This is a genomic window from Sphaerisporangium dianthi (genome assembly GCF_042654065.1).
GTDB lineage: Bacteria > Actinomycetota > Actinomycetes > Streptosporangiales > Streptosporangiaceae > Sphaerisporangium > Sphaerisporangium dianthi.
This window is the reverse complement of the sequence record NZ_JBHSFP010000017.1, coordinates 120,208-138,322: the sequence shown is the minus strand read 5'-3', so window position 1 is coordinate 138,322 and position 18,115 is coordinate 120,208. Positions and strand designations below refer to the sequence as shown.

Here is an 18,115-nt window from a genome sequence, read left to right as displayed (position 1 = left end):
TTCATCCAGCCCAAGGGCGCCAAACCGGGGATGCGGCCGGGCTCGTGCCGGGGCAAGGCGCACAAGCCCGAACATCTCGGCTACGCCGGCCGCCGCGTCCTGGTCTCCCGCAAGTGGTCCGGCAAGACCCTCACCGAACACAAGCAAGACCGCCGCGCCTGGGTCCTGGAACAACTCGGCCTTTCGGCAACCGACGACCAGGCCGCCCCCGTCGACCCCGCTCGGTACATCTGGCACCCGGTCACCTCGGCTGACAAGGGCGTGCCTCCCCGGGCCAAACGACTCATAGACGAACTCGCCAAACGCCACCAATGGCGCGCGGCACTCGAACAGGCCCAAGCACGAGCGGAGGGACGACCCATCGAAGAACTTCCGGCAACTGAACAGAGGGCGGCGTGATGAGCAGTCAGGGCGGGGCGCATTCGAGCGGCCTCAAATACCTCACGGTGGAGGAGACGGCGACGCTCCTGCACATCAGCACGTGGAAGGTCTTCGACCTGATTCGAACCGGTGAGCTGGCCTCGTTCAAGCCCGGTCGTCTCCGGCTGATCCCGGAATCCGCTCTACAGGACTACGTGACCCGCATGATCGAGGAGGCTGCCTGATGGGGAAGCGAGCGAACGGCGAAGGAACGATCACGAAGCGGTCGGACGGCTCGTGGCAGGCGGCCACCTACGTCACCACCACAGCGGGCCGTCGCGTGCGCAAGTTCGTCTATGGGAAGACGCGCGAGATCGTTCGTAAGAAGCTGGTCGCCTTGCAGCGGTCGACGGACCAGGGCATCCCCGTCGCGGACAAGGTGTGGAAGCTCGGTGAGTACCTGACCTACTGGCTTGAGCAGGTGGTCAGGCCCCAGCGGCGGATCAAAACCTACGTCGGGTACGAGGGGGTTACGCGGCTCTACATCGTTCCCGGCCTCGGAAGCAAGCGGGTGGACAAGCTGTCCGCGCAGGACATTCGCGTGTTCCTCTCCGAGTGCCGGGCCATCTGTCTGTGCTGCAAGTACGAGCGGGATTGCAAGAGCTGCCGCTCGTCGGTGCCCTCCGAGTGCTGCAAGGACACCCTGTCTCCCCGAATGGTCCAGCTCATCCATGCCGTGCTGCGCAACGCGCTTCAGAACGCCGTGCGGGAGGAGATCATCCCGCGTAACGTCGCGCAGCTCGTCACCGTGCAGGCTCCGCAGTACGAAGTCGGTAAGGGGCTGAGCCGCTCGCAGGTCCGCGACCTTCTCGCCACGGTCCAGAAGGACCGTTTTCAGGCCGTGTACGCCCTGGCCCTGCTTGGGCTTCGCAAGGGCGAGATCCTGGCGCTCCCCTGGTCCGCGGTGGATCTGAAGGCGGGGGTCTTGAGAGTAGAGCAGACGTTGCAACGTGTCGCCGGCGAATTGCGGATCAACGTGCCCAAGACCAAGCGCTCAAAGCGGGTCGTGCCGCTGCCCGAGTTCTGCGTCACCGCTCTGGAGAGGCGACGCGAGATCCAAGCGGAGGAACGAGCAGAAGCGGGCTCGGAGTGGGAGGAGACAGGGCTGATCTTCACTACGTCGTCGGGGAAGCCGGTCGACCCGCGCAATCTCCTTCGGCAGTTCTACACGGTTCGGGAGCGGGCCGGACTGGACGGGTACCGGTTCCATGACATCCGGCACACGGCCGTTTCGCTGCTCCTTGACCTGGGCGTGCCTCCGCATGTGGTGCGCGAGATCGTCGGCCACAGCGCCATAGAGGTCACAATGGACGTGTACGCGCATGCGTCATTGGAAGAGAAGACGAAGGCGCTTAAGCGGCTCGGAAAAGAGATCGCTTAGCGGGTTGATGTACCCGTTGATGTAAAAACCCCGAACCATAATCTTGGTTCGGGGTTTTCGCTGGTCAAAAGGTGGTCAGGGGCGGGGTCGAACCGCCGACCTTCCGCTTTTCAGGCGGACGCTCGTACCGACTGAGCTACCTGACCCGGTGGTGAGATGACACCTACCAGAGCGGTCCTGACGGGACTTGAACCCGCGACCTCCACCTTGACAGGGTGGCGAGCACTCCAAACTGCTCTACAGGACCTTGCTTGTCACCGGGAGCTTGTGACTCTCGGCCTTTGCGCTCGCTTAGCTTACCAGCTCTTCGGAGATCTTCGACCTCCGCAGTTCTGGCGAGCCGAGACTCGCGCGTGCCCCCAACGGGATTCGAACCCGTGCCGCCGCCTTGAAAGGGCGGTGTCCTAGGCCGCTAGACGATGGGGGCTCAGGACTTTCGCCCTGGATCCGTGACGCCTTCCGTCGGGGACCCCTGAAGCATAGGGGACGGCGCCCCCGGATGCCAAAGCGGTCATCTCTTGGTAGGTGTCACGGTGGAGTCGACCGGCTTCGCTGGTGACGAGGTGACGAGCGGCTCCGGGGAAATTGTACGTCCCGGTTCGGGCTCCACGTAACGTTGAATCTGCACCCACTGCTCTCCGAGACCGCCGAGGGTGACGTCGTCCCAGGCCTGGAGGCGATGGGTGGTCATATCGAAGTACAACACCGATGCCTGGATGGGTGTGGGTTCGTCGTGTTCCAGGCCCCGTAGCCCCGCGCCGCCGGTGGAACCCTGGATCATGAGCCGGGTGCCGGACTTGAGCATCTCGGTGGAGCGTTCGTGCACATGGCCGGCGAGGACCAAGGGCGCGGCGCCGCTGAAGGCCCGGCCGACGGTCGGGTCGTGCACGACGACGACGTCCACGGGGATCTTGCCGGCGGCCGCGCCCGTCTCGGTCGTCCCGGTCGTCCTCACCGAGGAGGGCGGGCTCGACGGCGAAGGGGACGGCGCGCCCTTGCGGGAGGCCGGTGGGGGCGAGTTGGACGGTTTGGCCGCCGCGCGCGGCGATTTTCTCCCGGTTCGCACGGAGTCCACCGGCGAGGTCAGCCGCTCGGCGTGGACGCGTCCGAGGTTCATGAGCGCCTCAGCGTCGGACTTGACGTCGACCGATTTATCGGGCGTGAACCGGGGGTCACCCACGCCGTAGATCCGCAGGCCGTCCACGGTCTTCTCGCCGCCGTCCACGACGACGGCGTTCTTCTGCTGGGCGACGGCGTGCTGCGTGGCGATGGAGTCGTGGTTTCCGCGCACGTAGACGTACGGGATGCCGAGCTTGCCGATCTCTTCGACGAACCTGTTCTCCGCCCTGGTCCCGTGGTCGGCGATGTCGCCGGTGTCCACCACCATATTGATCTTGAATTCGTCCTTCAGCGAGCGGATCGTGCTCCAGGCGACGGGACTGAGATGGATGTCCGACACATGCAGAACACGCAACGTGTTCGGATCGGGCGAGTACACGGGCAGTGTGGTGCCCGCGTGGTAGAGCTGCGAGACGTTCGTGACCAGTTTGGCGAGTTGGCCACGGTACTCGGAGAACCGGGTGACGATCGACTCGGCGTCGCCGATCAGTGACGGCACGCCGGTGAGCAGGCCGGTGTACCGCGGTTCGGCGATGGACCGGGGGTTGAAGGTCAGGACCGCCAGTAGCGCGACGAGACCCATCGCCACCAGGCTCCCGAACCCCGTCCACAGGGCGCTTCGCCACCGGCGCAGGACGATGAGCCCTGTCAGTGCCCCGCCCGCGACCGCGCACAGGGTGGCCCTGATGACCAGCTCGCGCAGACCGGCCTGGAGATCCGCCTCGATCAGGTCCGGGAGCGTCTCCGCCCAGCGCGGGCTCTCCAGGAGCCGCTGCGCGACGTCCGCACGGATGCCGTCCAGGCTGAGACCGAGCTGGATGGGCCCATGGTGGGATTCGAAGCGCAATGTGCCCAGGGGGCGGATGTCCACGACGGTCTCGCCGTCCCACGAGGGCCGCAGACTCATTCCGATCTCGGCGGGCCCCACAGCGGTCTTCACGTGTGCGCCGATGGCCAAACCGAGCCACGCCCCGGCGAGCGCCACGACGCCGATCAGCAGGACGTTCAAGCCTCGGCGGACGGCGCGCCGTTCGTTCAGCCGCTGAGCGGTCTGCTTCCAGCGCAACAGATTCATCGCCGTCTTGCCTACCCGAAAACCCGGCCCTACTCATAGCCATGCGGAGTCAGCCCGCGTGTCGACGCCAGTCAAGAAGCCCCATGGAGGGATTAGGCCGGATCGTCCGTCGCGGGAGTCGAAGGCAGCGGCTTCGGAAACCAGGACGCCTGATTGGTACGCGCCGTCCCCCACCAATGACACGATTGACCGGTGGTGGAGGTTTCGCGGGAGAAGTTCGAGGAGCTCGTCGCCGAGGCGCTGGACACGATTCCACGCGAACTCGCCCAGGTCATGGAGAACGTGTTCATGGTCGTGGTCGACGATCCGCCGGAGCCCGGCCTGCTCGGGTTGTACACCGGCATCCCGTTGACCGAGCGGGGCGACTGGTACGCGGGCGTCCTGCCCGACCGCATCGAGATCTACCGGAACCCGATCTGCGAGATCTGCGAGACGGAGGACGAGGTCGTGGAAGAGGTGCAGATCACCGTCGTCCACGAGATAGCCCACCACTTCGGGATCGACGACGAACGCCTGCACGAGCTGGGCTGGTAGCACACCTGCCGCCTGCCCCCCCCCCCCCGCGCCCCCTGCGTTGCCGGCGGAACTCTGTGATGCGCCCGAATGCACGCCCTCCGCGCCGGACGCCGCCCTGGCGTGCCGGACCCCGACTCTGCCGCCATCCGGACGTAGCGCATGAGAACGGACCGCTGGCCGCTCCCTTGCCGTCACCGGGCTTACGCAACCGGCGGCGGACCGGGCACCGTAGGTGACATACTGAACACGGACTGTCAGGAAAGGCCCAGCGAGCCCACCGGAGTCATATGGCGGCCATCAGGCCCAGCCGGCTGCCCGGGCGGCACCGCCGCTCGCCCGAAAGCCAGGCGACGTACAGCGAGGTCATCGCCATTGGCGAATTCCGTGCGCTGTGGCTCGGCCAGTGCCTTTCCTTACTCGGCGATCAGCTCGCCCAGGTGGCGCTCGCGCTCCTGGTCTACGACAGGACGGGTTCTCCGCTGGCCACAGCGGCCGTCTACGCCCTGACCTATCTCCCGCCGATCGTCGGCGGCCCGGTGCTCGCCGGGCTCGCCGACCGGTACGCGCAACGCCACATCATGATCGTCTGCGATCTGGCACGGGCGGTCCTGGTCGGTCTGATGGCCCTGCCCAGCATGCCGTTCGCGATGCTGTGCGTCCTGGTGTTCTGCGTGGTGCTGCTCAGCGCACCGTTCACGGCCGCCCGCGCGGCTCTGCTGCCCGAGATCCTCGAAGGTGACCGGTACGTCGCCGGCTCGGCGCTGCAGAACATGACGAACCAGGGCGTTCAGATGCTCGGGTTCGCGGCGGGAGCGGGCGTCATCGCGACCATCGGGGCCTATCAGGGGCTCGCCCTGAACGCGGTGACCTTCCTGGCCTCTGCGTTGATCCTCGTGCTCGGGGTGCGCAGGCGTCCCCCGCCTGATCCGGAGGGCGGCGCTCACGCCTCCATGTGGGCCATGACCAAGGCGGGCGCACGGCTGGTCTTCGGTGACCGGCGACTGCGCACTTTGGTGCTGTTCGCCTGGCTCTGCGGCTTCTACGTGCTCCCCGAGGGCATCGCCGTGCCGTACGCCGTGACGCTCGGCGACGATTCGCGCCAGATCACGCTGATCACGGGTCTGCTGATGGCCGCCATGCCGACCGGGACGGTCATCGGGGCCTTCGTGTTCAGCCGGCTCGTGACCCCGACCGGGCGCCTGCGGTACATGGGATGGATGGCCATGCTGAGCTGCGCTCCGCTCATCGGCTGCGCGATGAGGCCTCCGCTGGCCGTCGTCCTGGCCCTGTGGATGCTCGCGGGGCTGGGAGGGGCCTATCAGCTCGCGGCCAACGCCGCCTTCGTGCAATGCGTGCCGCCCGGCCGCCGGGGGCAGGCCTTCGGGTTGGTGCAATCCGGACTGCTCGCCGCCCAGGGCATCGGCATCCTCATCGGAGGCGCCGCCGCGCAGGCACTCGGCCCAGAGCCGGTGGTCGCCCTCGCGGGGGCGGCCGGGCTGTGCGTCGCCGCACTGCTCGCCATGCTCTGGACCGAGACTCGTGCCGAGATAATCACCAGGGTCCGCACCCAGGTGCCCTAGATGTTCGCAGGGGGCTCGTCCACCGGCGACTGCGGCCGGCTCGCGGGCGACTGGGGCTGGACGGGAGACGGCGACGCGGGAGCCGCGTAGGGCGACTGGCCGGAGGCCGGCCGGCCACCGTACGGCGCGTCCTGCGGAGCCTGCCAGGCACGCTGCTCCGCGTACGGCGCCTGCCCGTCCTTGGGAGCCTGCGACGGCTGCCAGTAGGAGGAGACCTGGTGCCAGGTGGACCCGCTGTCGCTCTTCTGCTTGTTGATCAGATCCTGGACGATCGAGCCGTTCTTGCCCTCTTCGGGGATCAGCAGCCAGGCGACGGCGTAGACGCCGATGCCGAGGCCGCCGAAGAAGGTCGCGACGGCGAGCACGAGGCGCAGGATGTTGGCGTCGACGCCGATGTACTCGGCGGCGCCGGAGCACACGCCGGCGACGATCCTGCCTTCGCGGGTGCGGCGGAGTTCCTTGGTGGAGTGACCGTGGAGGTTCATCTCGTTCATGGCTTAAGACTGCCCTCAGAGCCCTTCTTCGCACATCGGGATTCCCCCTGGCCCGACCCTGGTGACGCCCTGAAGCCGTGAGGTCTGCAAGGCCTGCTTGAGCCTTACCCTGACAGGGCACCACCTGACTAGGTGACGGCAGCGTCGCCCTGGCGCACCGCCCCTTCCACCCATTAAGAGGTGGCAGGCAGTCGCGCGAGGCGCGGTACGCTCAGTACCCTGCAATCCATGCCGGGCCGCTAGCTCAATGGCAGAGCTGCGGACTTTTAATCCGTAGGTTCAGGGTTCGAGTCCCTGGCGGCCCACCCAGAATGACCTGGGCAGACTCCCAGATCTCATGATCGGGAAGCCTGCCCGGGGTTGCGGTTCGGGTTGCGATCGTCGGCACGGGGTTGCGGTCGCCGGCCTCGGTCGTCCCACAGCGCCCGGCCCATCCGCGCCGCCGCACCGCTCGCCGGTCGGGACGTGACATGCGTGTGGCGCTTGGTCGTGGTGAGCTGAGTGCCATCCCGTGCGAAGCCCGCGAATACGCCGAGTCCCTTGGAGCGCCAGCGTGAGCAAGGTCCTCTACATCATCGTGTGCGCCGCCGGCCCCGCCGCGGACGTCGCCGAGCTCGTCGCCCTGGCCCAGGACGCCGGATGGAACGTCCAGATCATCGCCACCCCGCCCGCCCTCGACTTCATCGACGTGCCCTCCCTAGAGGAACAGACCGGCCGCCCCGTCCGCAGCCGGTACCGCAAGCCGGACGAACCCAAGCCACCCCGGGCGGACGCCATCATCGTGGCCCCCGCCACCTACAACACCATCAACAAGTTCGCCCACGGCATCGCCGACACCTACGCCCTCGGCCTGCTCGCCGAAGCCCCCGGCCTCGGCATCCCCGTCGTCGTCCTGCCCTTCGTCAACACCGCCCTGGCCGGCCGGGCGCCCTTCCGCCGCAGCGTCGACGACCTCCGCGCCGAAGGCGTCCACGTCCTGCTCGACCCCGGACGGTTCGAGCCCCGCGCCCCCAGCTCCGGAGCCGACCACACCGACGCCTACCCCTGGCACCTGGCCCTGTCCGCCCTCCCAACAGCGGCCGGGTGAATCCTTGGGGGGTCGAATATCGGCCGCGACGAACCCGGGGCAGGGCCAGCCTTTTCAGGGCGATCCCCCACATGTCATGGTCATCTCATGGCAGACGAACTCGGTGATAACGAGGGCCGCCGTCCCGAGCGCCGCCCTTGGCCCTTTTCCGCGTGGATCAGTGTGGTCGTGATTGTCATCGGCCTGTTCGCCATCGTCGGTTTCACGGCCAACCTGCTCCAGTCTCGACGCCCGGCCGCCTTGGAGTGGCTGCTCGGATGGGATATGGGTTCATGGTGGTGGGGAGGACAGCTCGTCGTGATCGTAGGTTGGTGCGGCATCGTCTACACACGTGCCCAAGCCCTGATGCGGAGCCGCAGTCACACGATCCCCACCAAATGACGCGAACCTCATGTGACCGTCGATCAGCCTGCGCCGCACGATGCCGCAGGTGTTCGTCGCGGCGGTGCGGAACGTCAATGGGGTGTGGCCGGCTCGTCCCAGTCGATCTTGTAGCGCTGCTCGACGCCGAAGGCCCGCTCGGGATGCATGACCGTTCTCAGCATGATCGGCATCAGCAGCGGCATCAGGGCCCTGGACAGGGGGCCGGCCGCCTTGGAGCCGTTGATCCTGGCCGCGCGGGCGGCGACCCTCTCCACCCTGGGGCGGCGCAGGCGCTCGTAGGCGGCGAACGCGGTTGCCGCGTCGGGCAGGTCCCGCAGGCAACGGGCGAGCTGGACGGCGCTCTCGATGGCCAGCGAGGCGCCCTGGCCAGAGCTGTTGGACGGCGCGTGCACGGCGTCGCCGACCAGGACCATCCGGTCGCTGTGCCAGCGCGGCACGCTCGGCATCATGTACATCGACCCGAGCACCTGGAGCCGGCCGGGATCGGTGTGCGCGATCAACTCGGCGCCGGGGTGGTCCTCGGCGTGGTACTCGCCCAGCCTGCGCAGCCACTCCTCGTTCGGGACCTTCCGGGCCTCGGCCAGAGACATGGGCGCGTGGGGCAGGTTGGCGCCCCACTCGGCGCCGCCGCCGGGATGCGGGCGGAACAGATAGAAGCCGCGCCTGCCGAAGGCGTAGGTGATCGTCCCCTCGTCCTTCGGTAGCTCGAAGTCCGCGACGGCCTCGAAGCCGAGCAGCCCGGTGGGGGTCGGGCCCGGGGCGTCCGGGTCGATCAGCGTGCGGACCGTGGACCGGATGCCGTCCGCGCCGATCAGGATGTCGGCCGTGGCCGTGGTCCCGTCGGCGAACCGCGCCGTGATCCCGGACGCGGTCTCCTCGACCCCCACCAGGCGCTTGTCGTGCTCGACCCGTACGCCCTGGGAGACCGCGTGGTCGTACAGCGCGCGGTGCAGGTCGGCGCGCCAGATGAGCTGCAACGGCGGGAGGCCGGGGAGCGTGGGCACCGTGTCCAGCCGTTTGCGGCCGACCGCCATGACCGCGCGGGGCATCGGCCGGGCGATGGCCCGCACCGTGTCGGCGGCACCGATGATCTCTAACGCCGCGAGCCCGTTCGGCGCCAGGCCGAGCGAGCCGCCGACGCCGTCGGCCGTGGTGGGGTACGCCTCGTAGACGGTGGCTTCCACTCCGGCCCTGCGCAGGGCCATCCCGGCCACAGGGCCCGCGACGCCGCCGCCGATGACCAGCGCCGTTCTCACCTCGCTCACGTCAGGTTCTCCTTCATCAGTTGCCAGGACCGCTCGTAGGCGGGGTCCCGCAGGGACTCGACGAGATCGGTGACGAAGCGGATCTCGGCCTCCAACAGCGCGAGCCGGTATCGCTCTTCGGCCAGGAACACCCACAGCACGTCGTCCTCGGCGGCCTGTCGCAGCACGCCCCGTACCTCCTCGGCCTGCTCGCCCAGGGTTGCGAGGCGCCGGCCGAGCAGTTCGACGCCCTCCGCCGGGGCGAGCACGGCCAGCAGCGACAAGGCGACCCCGAAGTAGGGGTACTCCTCGCGCGGGATGGCGACCAGCTCGCGCATCCAGTCGTAGAGCTCGGTCCGGCCCGCTTCGGTGATCTGGTAGATGGTGCGCTCCGGGCGCGGAGTGTCACGCACGGTCACCTGCTCGGCGACGAACCCGGCCTTGCGCAGCTGCTCGACGACCATGTAAAGGGAGCCGCGGTTGTACTTGATGCTGCGGTCCTTGCCCTGCTCCTGCAGTCGTCGTCCGAGCTCGTAGATGTGCGTCGACTCGGCCATCAGGTAGACGAGTACGGCCAGAGCCAGCGGATTGGACACCTTGCGTCGTCTTTCCACGATCTCTTCGCCACCTCCTTAGTTGCTATCAACTATCAATGGTCGACTAGTCGATGTCAACTATATCTAGGCGCGTGGAGGAGCCTGACGATGAGGTCGCGGGATCGCCCGGCGAGCGTGCGGTGGTCTAGACCCCAACCGGAGCTGTGGCCCGCGATCGTGGTGTCCGCCGCCACTGCGGGTCATACTGGCAAAATCCGCACAAATCACTGCCTAAACGGGGGGGCAGCTGTGTTCGTGGCGCGTTTCCGCACTGCCGACATCCCGCCAGAGCTGCGCTTCGCGGCCTGGCATGAGTTGACGTCGAAAGCGCTGATCTGCACCGCCGTGACCAGTGACGAGGTAGACGATTTCACCGCCACCGTCAGCCTGTTCGAGTTCGGTGCGGTGCAGATCTCCATGGTGACCTATCCACCGTTGCGGGTCGCGCGCACCGCTCGCATGATCCGGCGCTCCGACCCCGAGCTGTTGTACGTGACAGTGCCGTTGCGCGGAAGACTCGGCCTCAGTCACCTCGACCGAGAAGCCGATGTCGGCTGCGGCCAGTTCGTGCTGATCGACACCTCACGGCCCGGTGAAGTGATCAACCGCGAGCCGTTGGAACACCTCATCATCCAAGTACCGCGATCGGAACTGCCAAGGTCATGGGCACTGGGCACCGTGATGGCGCGGTCCCTTCCCGTCAGATGTGACGTCGACTCGCTCATGGTGGACGTCGCCCGGCGGTTGCTGGACTCCGCCGACAAATACCGTCCGGCTGACGGGATACGGCTCACTGCCGTGGTCATCGATCTGGTCACGTTGGCACTGGGCAGGCACCTCGACCAGAACGGCGCCGCCCGGGATGCCGGGCAGCGGCTGCTGCGGCCGAGGATCCTCAACTTCATCGACAACCGGCTTTCCGACCCCGCGCTCTCCCCTTCGAACGTCGCCGCTGCGCACAACATCTCAGTGCGCTACCTCCACTCGCTGTTCCAGGACGAGGGACTGACCGTCGCCGGGTGGATCCGCGAGTGCCGCCTCAACCGGTGCCGCCGCGACCTGTGCGACGCGACATTCGCCGACCGTCCGGTCTACGCGATCGGCGCACGCTGGGGCTTCACGGACGCGACGGCGTTCAGCCGGGCGTTCAAGCAGGCGTTCGGCGTCTCCCCCGGCGACTACCGCCGCCGGCACCTGCCAGGAGTGCGCTGACGGTCAAGGGCACTGCGCGCGGCGCCAATGTAATCGGCGTCCTGGGGACTCATCATCCTGTTAATGCGCACCACGCCGGAGTGCGCAGGTAGAGAAAGCACGGGGCTCCGGCGTCACGGGGAATCACGTCGTATCGACGAGCCTGGTCACTTCCGCCCGCGGCCCAGTTGTGGGCATCACGACGCGACTCACCACATCTACAGGCGAACGCCTATCACGTGGAGGAGCACAATGAAGGTCAGGAGAATTCTCGCCGGCGCGTTCAGCGTCACCGCCGTAGCCGGCACCGTCGCCCTAGCCGCCCCCATGGCGTCGGCGTCAGCGGCGAGGGGATGCGGGGGAACCGCGGCGACCGTCTACAACGGCTCCAACGTCGTCTTCAGCGCGAGCTGCACCGGCGATCACTACTACACGTCGAGCTGGTCGACGCGTCTCGTCGCCAACGGATGGTCCGGTGCCGTGTACGACACCAACAACAACCCGCACTACTTCTGCGACTGGCAGACCATCACCCTCAACGTGTACACCAAGGAGATCTACCTCAACAGTTCGAAGCCGCCGCGTTGCCAGTAGCGAGTGTCCCGGCACCTGATCCCAGCGGAGAAGCGCGCGGTCGGTGATCGCTGGAGATCGCGGGCACAGGTGTCGCCGCCGTACAGCGTGTGCTTCGGCCGTCGTGGTGGAGGGCGGAACCGCCCGTCACCTGCCGGAGACACGCTGTCCGGCGTCGGACCCGCCCTGCCGACGCCGGCTCGCCTCGGCAAGTCGAGATCAGGACAAGGTGTCCTTGATCGCGATCTGGCCGTTGTTGATGACGAACTTCTGGTTGGTGTTGTTGCCGTCGCACTGCCACAAGTACACCTGGATGCCGTTGCCGCGGCCGTTGGTGGCGTCCAGGCACAGGCGGACGCCCGAGTTGAGAGTGGACCTCAAGATGATGGCGCCCCTCCGGACGACCCAGCGCTGGTTGGCGTTACCCAGGCACTGCCACTGGTAGACCCGGGTGCCGTTGGTGCGGCCGTTCGAGGAGTCCAGACACATCACCTGGCTGTGGCCGACGGTGTCCTCCACCTTGATGAGGCCGTCCTCGATGACGAACCTCTGGTTGGCGTTGTTGCTGTCGCACTGCCATTGGTACATCAGGATGCCGTTGCCACGGTTGTTGCTCACGTCGACGCACATCGGCGGCCACGCCTGCGCGGTGCGACCGGCGGGCTGACGGGGAGCGGCGGCGGCGGGCAGGGTCGTCACCGCACCCACCGTGGCGGAGATGACAGCGACGGCTAGCACACGACGAGCAAGCATGAGTGGCCCCCAGGAGAGTTGATCAGAACTCGAACACCATGCCATGACGCTCAGTGCTTGATCAATCACTCTGAGCGCAGCCCTCTGCGTGTCTGAACTCGAAGCCGGGCCATTGAGGCGAAGGCTGTCGCAGCACCACGACCGCCCGGCCGTGACCAGACGGCGGGGTCGTGGGCGGTCGCCGCTCCGGGCTTCCTCCTCCCGCCTCGGATCAAGGAGCATCGCGGCGGCCGCCTGGTCGGCTGAACGATCGGCCACTCCTCTCGGACGACGCCACGCGTGACCGCCGACGTGCCAGGTGACCGTCTTGGGGGTCATCTGGCACGTGCGGCCTTGGTGATTCAGGACGTGGGCGAGGGCTTGGGACCGCGCGGCGGGCCTGCCGGGACGTCCGTGGTGCAGGCGAGCGGGGCGTCGTCGGGCACCAGGCCCATCGAGACCGCCACCCGGCTCGGCGAGTCGGGCTGGTAGCCGGCCGTCCTCATGCCGATGATCAGCTTGGTCGCCGGGGGCATCGCCGATGGCGTGACGACCATGACGGAGGTTCGGCCGGGATGCCCCTGCTGCCCACCGGCGCCCTGGCCAGGCCGCTTCCCCTGATCGCCGGCGGTCTCGAGAGCCTGCCTCTTCTCCTCGCGGGCGATTTCGTCGGACTGCTTCCCCTGCTCGTGGACGGTTTCGCCGGACCGCCACTCTTCCCGGACGACCTTCTTGAAGTCCGCTTCGAGATTCTGCGACGGGTTCGACGGCCGGCACCACTTGTTGATCGTGATCTGCGCGGGGACACCGGCCTGGGCCAGTGTTCGCTGCATGACCTCCGGATCGAGAGACTGCTGCTTGGTCATTTTCACGGTCACCGTGCCGTCGGGGTTGGTGTCGACGGAGAAGGCGGCCAGGTGCACGTGCACCTGATTGCCGGCGGCCACCGGTGGCGCGTTCACCTGGGGGCTGTCGATCGCCAGCGTCAGCGCCAGCCCCGTCGCCAGCGCGGCGCCGGCCGCCGCGCCCCCGATTCTGCGGCGGCGGCGGGACCGGCCCGCCGCCACGAGCTTCTGCACCGGCGTGCGCATGTGCACTCCGGCCATCGCGTCGCGCAACGTGCTGCCCAGTAGGTCATCGTCGTTCATCGTTCGCCCTCCTGCTCGTTGACTGTCGCGAGGTCACCGCGCAAAGCCGCCACAGCGCGCGACAGATGTGCGGTGACGGTTCCGGGAGCGATCCCGAGGGTCCTGGCCGCGGTCTCGGTGTCCAGATCGAGGAAGACACGAAGAGCGACCACCTCCCGCTGCCGTCGCGGCAACCGCCGCAGCGCCACCAGCAGGGTGGGATCCACGCCCGCCCCATCGTGCGCCGCAGGGTCCACGGCTTCGTGACCGCTCAGCGCGACCTCGTGGCGGCGCCGTCGCCACCAGGTGACCCGGGTGTTCAGCGCCACCCGAACGATCCAGGCGCGTGGCGCCGGATGCCGGCTCACCTTCCGCCACGACATCCACGCTCGCGTGAACGCCTCGGCGACCAGGTCCTCCGCCAGCTGCCGCTCACCCGTGGCGGCCAGCACCGCCCGGAGGCAGTCATCCCGGTTCTCCTGGTAGAAATCCTCGAACTGCAGATGCTCCACATCCCCTATACGCGCGGGCACGGCGAGACGCTTACCTACACTCGGTGAACGGAATCCGGCCCGCTGGGCGGGCGGCGGGCGGCGGTAAACCTGTTGTCGCGCCGGAGTCGTGTCTGTTGTACTCCCGAGGGTCAGCAGGTCCGACGAGGAGGCGAAATGTCTGAAGCGTTCGAGTCCATTCGCCAGGTATTCGCCACCCGTCAAAAGGACATGACGCTTCGTGATAGCGCCGTACGAACAGATCTCCTCGCATGGACACGCCGATGACGGCTGCCTGACCGCGCGCGCCGGCCACGGCCTCTTCCGTGAGCCGGTTTCCCGGCACCACCTCGACCGTGGGCCGGTTCTCCAGGACTGCCGCCGGGCATGTCCGCCGCGCATGGCGCGGCCGCTGCTCAAGGACGGTCGCCGGTGAACCGCCCGGCCGTCCTGCGCTCCTTCCGCCCGGGGCGCCGCGCCGCCGTCGGCCTCGTCGCGGCCACCGGCGCCGCCACCGTCCTGCCCCTGATCGCGCCGCAGGTGACCCGCCGATTCGTCGACGACGCGATCGGCGGCGCGACCACCCGTCATCTGACGCTCGTGGCGCTCGGCTACCTCGTCCTCGCCGTCGCCGGGCAGGCGGCGCGCATGCTCACCGCCTGGCTGGCGAGCCGACTCGCCTGGGACGGCACCAACCGCCTGCGGGAGGACCTCGCCGGGCACGCGCTCGGCCTGGACATGGCCTTCCACGGCAGGCGCACCCCCGGCGAGATGATCGAGCGGGTGGACGGCGACGTGGTCGCCGTCGCCGACTTCGTCGTCGCTTTCGTGATGGACGTCGTCGCGGGCGTGCTGCTCCTCGCCGGCGTGCTGGTCGTCGTGCTCGCCACCGACCTGCGGCTCGGCGGCGTGCTCCTGCTGTACTGCGTGCTGATCGGGCTCCTCATGGCCCGCGCGCAGCGGCTCGCCGTCCCGTCCGCCACCCGCGCGCGAGCCGCGAGCGCCGCCGTGTTCGGCACCATGGAGGAACGGCTCGCCGCCGTGGAGGACATCAGGGCCAACGGCGCGGGCGAGCACTCCGTGAACCGCTTCCACCAGGTGAGCGCCACGATGTACCGCGCGGAGGTGCGGGCCGACCGCGTCAGGAGCAGCCTGCTCGCGGGCACGTCGGTGGCGTTCGCGGCCGGCACGGCCCTGGTCCTGGCCCTGGCCGCGTGGGGCCGCCAGTCGGGCGCCCTCGCCGTCGGCACGGCCGTGCTGCTGTTCCAGTACACGCAGATGGTGCGCACGCCGCTCGAGCGGTTGATCGACCAGCTCAAGCAGTACCAGACGGCGCTGGCCGGCCTCGCGCGCATCGGGGATCTGCTCGCCGAACGGCGGACGATCCCCGAGCCGGCCGACCCGCGGCCGCTGCCCGCCGCCGGGCCGCTCGGCGTGCGCCTCGACGGGGTCGGGTTCGTCTACCCCGGCGACCGCGAGCAGGTGCTGTCGGACGTCACCCTCGCCCTGGCGCCGGGCGAGACGCTCGGCCTGGTGGGGCGCACCGGCAGCGGCAAGACGACCATCGCCCGGATGCTGCTGCGCCTGTACGACCCGACCGAGGGGAGCGTGCGGGTCGGCGGGCTCGACCTGCGGGACGCCGACCCGGTGTCGCTGCGCCGGCGCGTCTGCGTCGTGACGCAGGATGTCCAGCTCTTCGCCGCCTCCGTCCGGGACAACCTCACGCTGTTCCGGCCGCAGGCCGACGATCGCCGGCTGCGCGCGATCCTGGCCGACGTCGGGCTCGGCGACTGGCTGGCCGGTCTGCCCGACGGGCTCGGCACCGAGCTGGGCGGCCAGGCGGGCGGCCTGTCGGCCGGTGAGGCGCAGTTGCTGGCGTTCGCCCGGGCGTTCCTCGCCGACCCCGGGCTCGTGGTCCTGGACGAGGCGTCCAGCCGGCTCGATCCGGCCACCGAGCGGCGCATCGAGCACGTCACCGACCGGCTGCTGGCCGGGCGGACGGGCGTGCTCATCGCGCACCGCCTCTCCTCGCTCTCCAGAGTGGACAAGATCGCGGTCGTCGAGGGCGGAGAGATCGTCGAGTACGGCCTCCGCGAGGATCTGGCGGCCGATCCTCGAAGCCGCTTCGCCCACCTGCTCGACGCGGCGGGGGTGCGCTGATGAGGCCCGCCACGCTCCTGGTCCTGCGGCTCACCCGCATCGCCGGCTTCCCCCGGTACCTGATCGGCGCGCTCCTTTGGGCGCCGGTCAGCGTCCTGCCCCTCGCCGGCGGGCTCGTCCTGCAAGCGATCTTCGACCGGATCGGCGCGCACCGCGGCGTCACCCTCGAGGACTCCCTCCGGCTGTGCGCGGTGTTCGTGGGCGTGGAGGCCGTCCGCGGTCTGATCATGGTCATCGCCTGGGTCTACGGCACCTACTGGTGGGACGCGGCGGTGACCGTGCTGCGCGCGAACCTGCTGCGCTCGATCCTCACCGCGCGCGGCCCGGCCGCGCGCCGGCTGCCGCACTCCTCGGGCGAGGCGATGGCGCGCCTGCGCGACGACGTGAGCGACCTGGTCCAGCTCACCGACGACATCGTGAGCCTGGCCGGGGCGACGCTGTTCAGCGTCGCCGCGCTGGTCGTCATGGCGGCGATCGACCCGGTCGTCACCCTCGTGCTGCTGGTGCCGATGATCACGATCGGCGTGCTGAACCGGATCCTGCGCGGGTTGGTCCAGCGCCTGCACCGGCGCGCCCGCGTCCTCGGCGCGGTCGTCACCGCGTTCATCGGCGACGCCTTCGCCGGCGTGCTGGCGATCAAGACCGCCGGCGCCGAGGACGCCGTGCTGGAACGCCTGCGCGCGCAGAACCGGGCCCGTCGGGACGCGGCCGTCAAGGACCGGCTGGCGACCGACATGCTGGACACCGCGACGGGTACGACCGTCGAGATCAGCATCGGGCTCGTCCTCCTGCTCTCCGCGTCGGCGATGCGGCGGGGCGAGTTCACCGTGGGCGATCTCGCGTTGTTCACCAGCTACGCCGGCTGGCTGGCCGCGCTGCCGCGGACGGCCGGCTCGATGCTGTCGCGCCTGCCGCAGGCGGCCGTCGCCGTCGAACGGCTCGGCCGGCTGATGGCCCCGCACGAGGACGCGCGCGACCTGTCGCGCGCGAGCGGCGTCTGGTTCAAGCGGAACCCCCCGGCGACGGCGACGGCAACGTCGTCGCCGGGCCGTGACGACGCGCTGCGGGTCATCGAGGCGCGCGGGCTCTCGGTGCACTTCGGAACCGGACGCGAAGGGCAAGGGAACGGAGACGCCCGTGCGCGGGGCCAGGGCCTGTACGCGGTCGGCCTGCGCGTCGAACGCGGATCCTTCACGGTGATCACCGGGGCCGTCGGTTCGGGCAAGACGACGCTGGTGCGCGCCCTGCTCGGCCTGGTGCCGCTGGACGCAGGGACGATCACCTGGAACGGCCGACACGTCGAGGATCCGGGCACCTTCCTGGTGCCGGACCGCGCCGCGTACGCCGGCCAGGTCCCGCGGCTGTTCTCCGAGTCCCTGCGGGAGAACCTGCTGCTCGGCCGCCCGGCGGACGACGAGCGCATCGGCCTCGCGCTCGAACTCGCCGCGCTCGAACAGGACGTGGCCGGCATGCCGGACGGCCTGGACACCGTGGTGGGACCTCGTGGCGTACGGCTGTCCGGCGGGCAGGTCCAGCGGGCGACCGCGGCCCGGGCGCTGGTCCGGGCGCCGGACCTGCTCGTCGTGGACGACCTGTCGTCGGCGCTGGACGTCGCGACCGAGAAGCTGCTGTGGGAGCGCATCGCCGCCGCCGCGCGCGACGGGAGCGGGCCGGGAACCCTGCTGGTGGTGTCGCACCGGCGGGCGGCGCTCGAACGGGCCGACCAGGTCGTCGTGCTGGACCGCGGCCGGGTCGCCGGCCGCGGCACGCTCGGCGAGCTGCTGGCGGACTGCCCCGAGATGCGGCGGCTGTGGGACGAGGAGTCGCTGGCCGAGGCCGGGGAACAGGCGCCGCCGCGCCCCTTGGCCCGCGGGGCCGGCCGCGGCGGACCACGATCGCGGATCGATGAAGGAGGGTCCTAGAGTCGTCCTAGAGTCATCGTCAT

Annotated in this window: 18 protein-coding genes and 4 tRNA genes; 12 read left to right on the top strand and 10 right to left on the bottom strand. The window is 69.2% G+C overall.

Annotation, left to right across the window (positions count from 1 at the left end; genetic code table 11):
• The first annotated feature begins 3 nt into the window (after nucleotides 1-3).
• From ACFO60_RS23785 to ACFO60_RS23775, 3 genes are read left to right on the top strand one after another with little or no spacing between them, the layout of a single operon-like run.
• Entirely contained in the window at nucleotides 4-399 is a 396-nt protein-coding gene (locus ACFO60_RS23785) for a replication initiator (RefSeq protein ID WP_380843655.1), read from the top strand.
• On the top strand, nucleotides 399-605 hold the full coding sequence (locus ACFO60_RS23780) for a helix-turn-helix domain-containing protein (RefSeq protein WP_380843586.1): 207 nt from the start codon (nucleotides 399-401) through the stop codon (nucleotides 603-605). The genes ACFO60_RS23785 and ACFO60_RS23780 overlap by 1 nt, the downstream gene beginning before the upstream one ends.
• Nucleotides 605-1,801, top strand: a complete 1,197-nt coding sequence (locus ACFO60_RS23775) for a tyrosine-type recombinase/integrase (protein ID WP_380843584.1) — start codon at nucleotides 605-607, stop codon at nucleotides 1,799-1,801. The genes ACFO60_RS23780 and ACFO60_RS23775 overlap by 1 nt, the downstream gene beginning before the upstream one ends.
• 72 nt (nucleotides 1,802-1,873) lie before the next feature.
• Here the strand turns inward: ACFO60_RS23775 and ACFO60_RS23770 are convergent.
• The 4 genes from ACFO60_RS23770 to ACFO60_RS23755 form a co-directional block, all read right to left on the bottom strand.
• Nucleotides 1,874-1,947: transfer RNA gene (locus ACFO60_RS23770), tRNA-Phe, on the bottom strand.
• Nucleotides 1,948-1,973: 26 nt separating this feature from the next.
• A tRNA-Asp gene (locus ACFO60_RS23765) sits at nucleotides 1,974-2,048 on the bottom strand.
• Nucleotides 2,049-2,155: 107 nt separating this feature from the next.
• Nucleotides 2,156-2,228 (bottom strand) — tRNA-Glu (locus ACFO60_RS23760).
• A gap of 84 nt (nucleotides 2,229-2,312) precedes the next feature.
• The gene (locus ACFO60_RS23755; protein ID WP_380843582.1) at nucleotides 2,313-3,995 is read right to left on the bottom strand and encodes a metallophosphoesterase family protein; all 1,683 of its coding nucleotides are present in this window, start codon (nucleotides 3,993-3,995) and stop codon (nucleotides 2,313-2,315) included.
• Between the two features lie 192 nt (nucleotides 3,996-4,187).
• On the opposite strand from ACFO60_RS23755, the gene ACFO60_RS23750 reads away from it, so the two are divergent.
• Both ACFO60_RS23750 and ACFO60_RS23745 read left to right on the top strand, forming a co-directional pair.
• The gene (locus tag ACFO60_RS23750; RefSeq protein WP_380843580.1) at nucleotides 4,188-4,529 is read left to right on the top strand and encodes a metallopeptidase family protein; all 342 of its coding nucleotides are present in this window, start codon (nucleotides 4,188-4,190) and stop codon (nucleotides 4,527-4,529) included.
• A 269-nt stretch (nucleotides 4,530-4,798) separates the two neighbouring features.
• Nucleotides 4,799-6,091 carry an MFS transporter gene (locus ACFO60_RS23745; protein ID WP_380843578.1) on the top strand — a complete coding sequence of 431 codons (1,293 nt, stop codon included), beginning with the start codon at nucleotides 4,799-4,801 and terminating at the stop codon, nucleotides 6,089-6,091.
• On the opposite strand, the gene ACFO60_RS23740 is transcribed toward ACFO60_RS23745, so the two are convergent.
• Nucleotides 6,088-6,585, bottom strand: a complete 498-nt coding sequence (locus tag ACFO60_RS23740; RefSeq protein ID WP_380843576.1) for a PspC domain-containing protein — start codon at nucleotides 6,583-6,585, stop codon at nucleotides 6,088-6,090. The genes ACFO60_RS23745 and ACFO60_RS23740 overlap by 4 nt on opposite strands.
• Before the next feature lie 233 nt (nucleotides 6,586-6,818).
• On the opposite strand from ACFO60_RS23740, the gene ACFO60_RS23735 reads away from it, so the two are divergent.
• From ACFO60_RS23735 to ACFO60_RS23725, 3 genes are all read left to right on the top strand, one after another.
• Nucleotides 6,819-6,890, top strand: a tRNA-Lys gene (locus ACFO60_RS23735).
• A 248-nt stretch (nucleotides 6,891-7,138) separates the two neighbouring features.
• Nucleotides 7,139-7,672, top strand: coding sequence for a flavoprotein (locus ACFO60_RS23730; RefSeq protein WP_380843574.1), 534 nt, complete (start codon nucleotides 7,139-7,141; stop codon nucleotides 7,670-7,672).
• An 87-nt stretch (nucleotides 7,673-7,759) separates the two neighbouring features.
• Nucleotides 7,760-8,053 carry a hypothetical protein gene (locus ACFO60_RS23725; RefSeq protein ID WP_380843572.1) on the top strand — a complete coding sequence of 98 codons (294 nt, stop codon included), beginning with the start codon at nucleotides 7,760-7,762 and terminating at the stop codon, nucleotides 8,051-8,053.
• A gap of 74 nt (nucleotides 8,054-8,127) precedes the next feature.
• On the opposite strand, the gene ACFO60_RS23720 is transcribed toward ACFO60_RS23725, so the two are convergent.
• Nucleotides 8,128-9,321 carry an FAD-dependent oxidoreductase gene (locus ACFO60_RS23720; RefSeq protein WP_380843570.1) on the bottom strand — a complete coding sequence of 398 codons (1,194 nt, stop codon included), beginning with the start codon at nucleotides 9,319-9,321 and terminating at the stop codon, nucleotides 8,128-8,130.
• Complete coding sequence (locus ACFO60_RS23715) at nucleotides 9,318-9,914, bottom strand: PadR family transcriptional regulator (protein ID WP_380843568.1); 597 nt, start codon at nucleotides 9,912-9,914, stop codon at nucleotides 9,318-9,320. Before ACFO60_RS23715 ends, ACFO60_RS23720 begins: the two co-directional genes overlap by 4 nt.
• Nucleotides 9,915-10,004: 90 nt before the next feature.
• Here ACFO60_RS23715 and ACFO60_RS23710 point away from each other — a divergent pair, with 90 nt between their 5' ends.
• Complete coding sequence (locus ACFO60_RS23710) at nucleotides 10,005-11,108, top strand: helix-turn-helix domain-containing protein (RefSeq protein WP_380843566.1); 1,104 nt, start codon at nucleotides 10,005-10,007, stop codon at nucleotides 11,106-11,108.
• A gap of 231 nt (nucleotides 11,109-11,339) precedes the next feature.
• Entirely contained in the window at nucleotides 11,340-11,681 is a 342-nt protein-coding gene (locus ACFO60_RS23705; protein ID WP_380843564.1) for a hypothetical protein, read from the top strand.
• 198 nt (nucleotides 11,682-11,879) lie between these two features.
• On the opposite strand, the gene ACFO60_RS23700 is transcribed toward ACFO60_RS23705, so the two are convergent.
• The 3 genes from ACFO60_RS23700 to ACFO60_RS23690 all read right to left on the bottom strand — a co-directional run bounded on the left by ACFO60_RS23700 (nucleotide 11,880) and on the right by ACFO60_RS23690 (nucleotide 14,052).
• The gene (locus tag ACFO60_RS23700; RefSeq protein WP_380843562.1) at nucleotides 11,880-12,398 is read right to left on the bottom strand and encodes an RICIN domain-containing protein; all 519 of its coding nucleotides are present in this window, start codon (nucleotides 12,396-12,398) and stop codon (nucleotides 11,880-11,882) included.
• 356 nt (nucleotides 12,399-12,754) lie between these two features.
• Complete coding sequence (locus ACFO60_RS23695; RefSeq protein WP_380843560.1) at nucleotides 12,755-13,540, bottom strand: hypothetical protein; 786 nt, start codon at nucleotides 13,538-13,540, stop codon at nucleotides 12,755-12,757.
• A complete protein-coding gene (locus ACFO60_RS23690; protein WP_380843558.1) occupies nucleotides 13,537-14,052 on the bottom strand; it encodes a sigma-70 family RNA polymerase sigma factor in 516 nt (171 codons plus the stop codon). The genes ACFO60_RS23695 and ACFO60_RS23690 overlap by 4 nt, the downstream gene beginning before the upstream one ends.
• Nucleotides 14,053-14,442: 390 nt before the next feature.
• Here ACFO60_RS23690 and ACFO60_RS23685 point away from each other — a divergent pair, with 390 nt between their 5' ends.
• Both ACFO60_RS23685 and ACFO60_RS23680 read left to right on the top strand, forming a co-directional pair.
• Nucleotides 14,443-16,170 carry an ABC transporter ATP-binding protein gene (locus tag ACFO60_RS23685; protein ID WP_380843556.1) on the top strand — a complete coding sequence of 576 codons (1,728 nt, stop codon included), beginning with the start codon at nucleotides 14,443-14,445 and terminating at the stop codon, nucleotides 16,168-16,170.
• Nucleotides 16,170-18,092: an ABC transporter ATP-binding protein gene (locus ACFO60_RS23680; RefSeq protein WP_380843554.1), complete on the top strand. Its 1,923-nt coding sequence runs from the start codon at nucleotides 16,170-16,172 to the stop codon at nucleotides 18,090-18,092. Before ACFO60_RS23685 ends, ACFO60_RS23680 begins: the two co-directional genes overlap by 1 nt.
• Nucleotides 18,093-18,115: the final 23 nt, after the last annotated feature.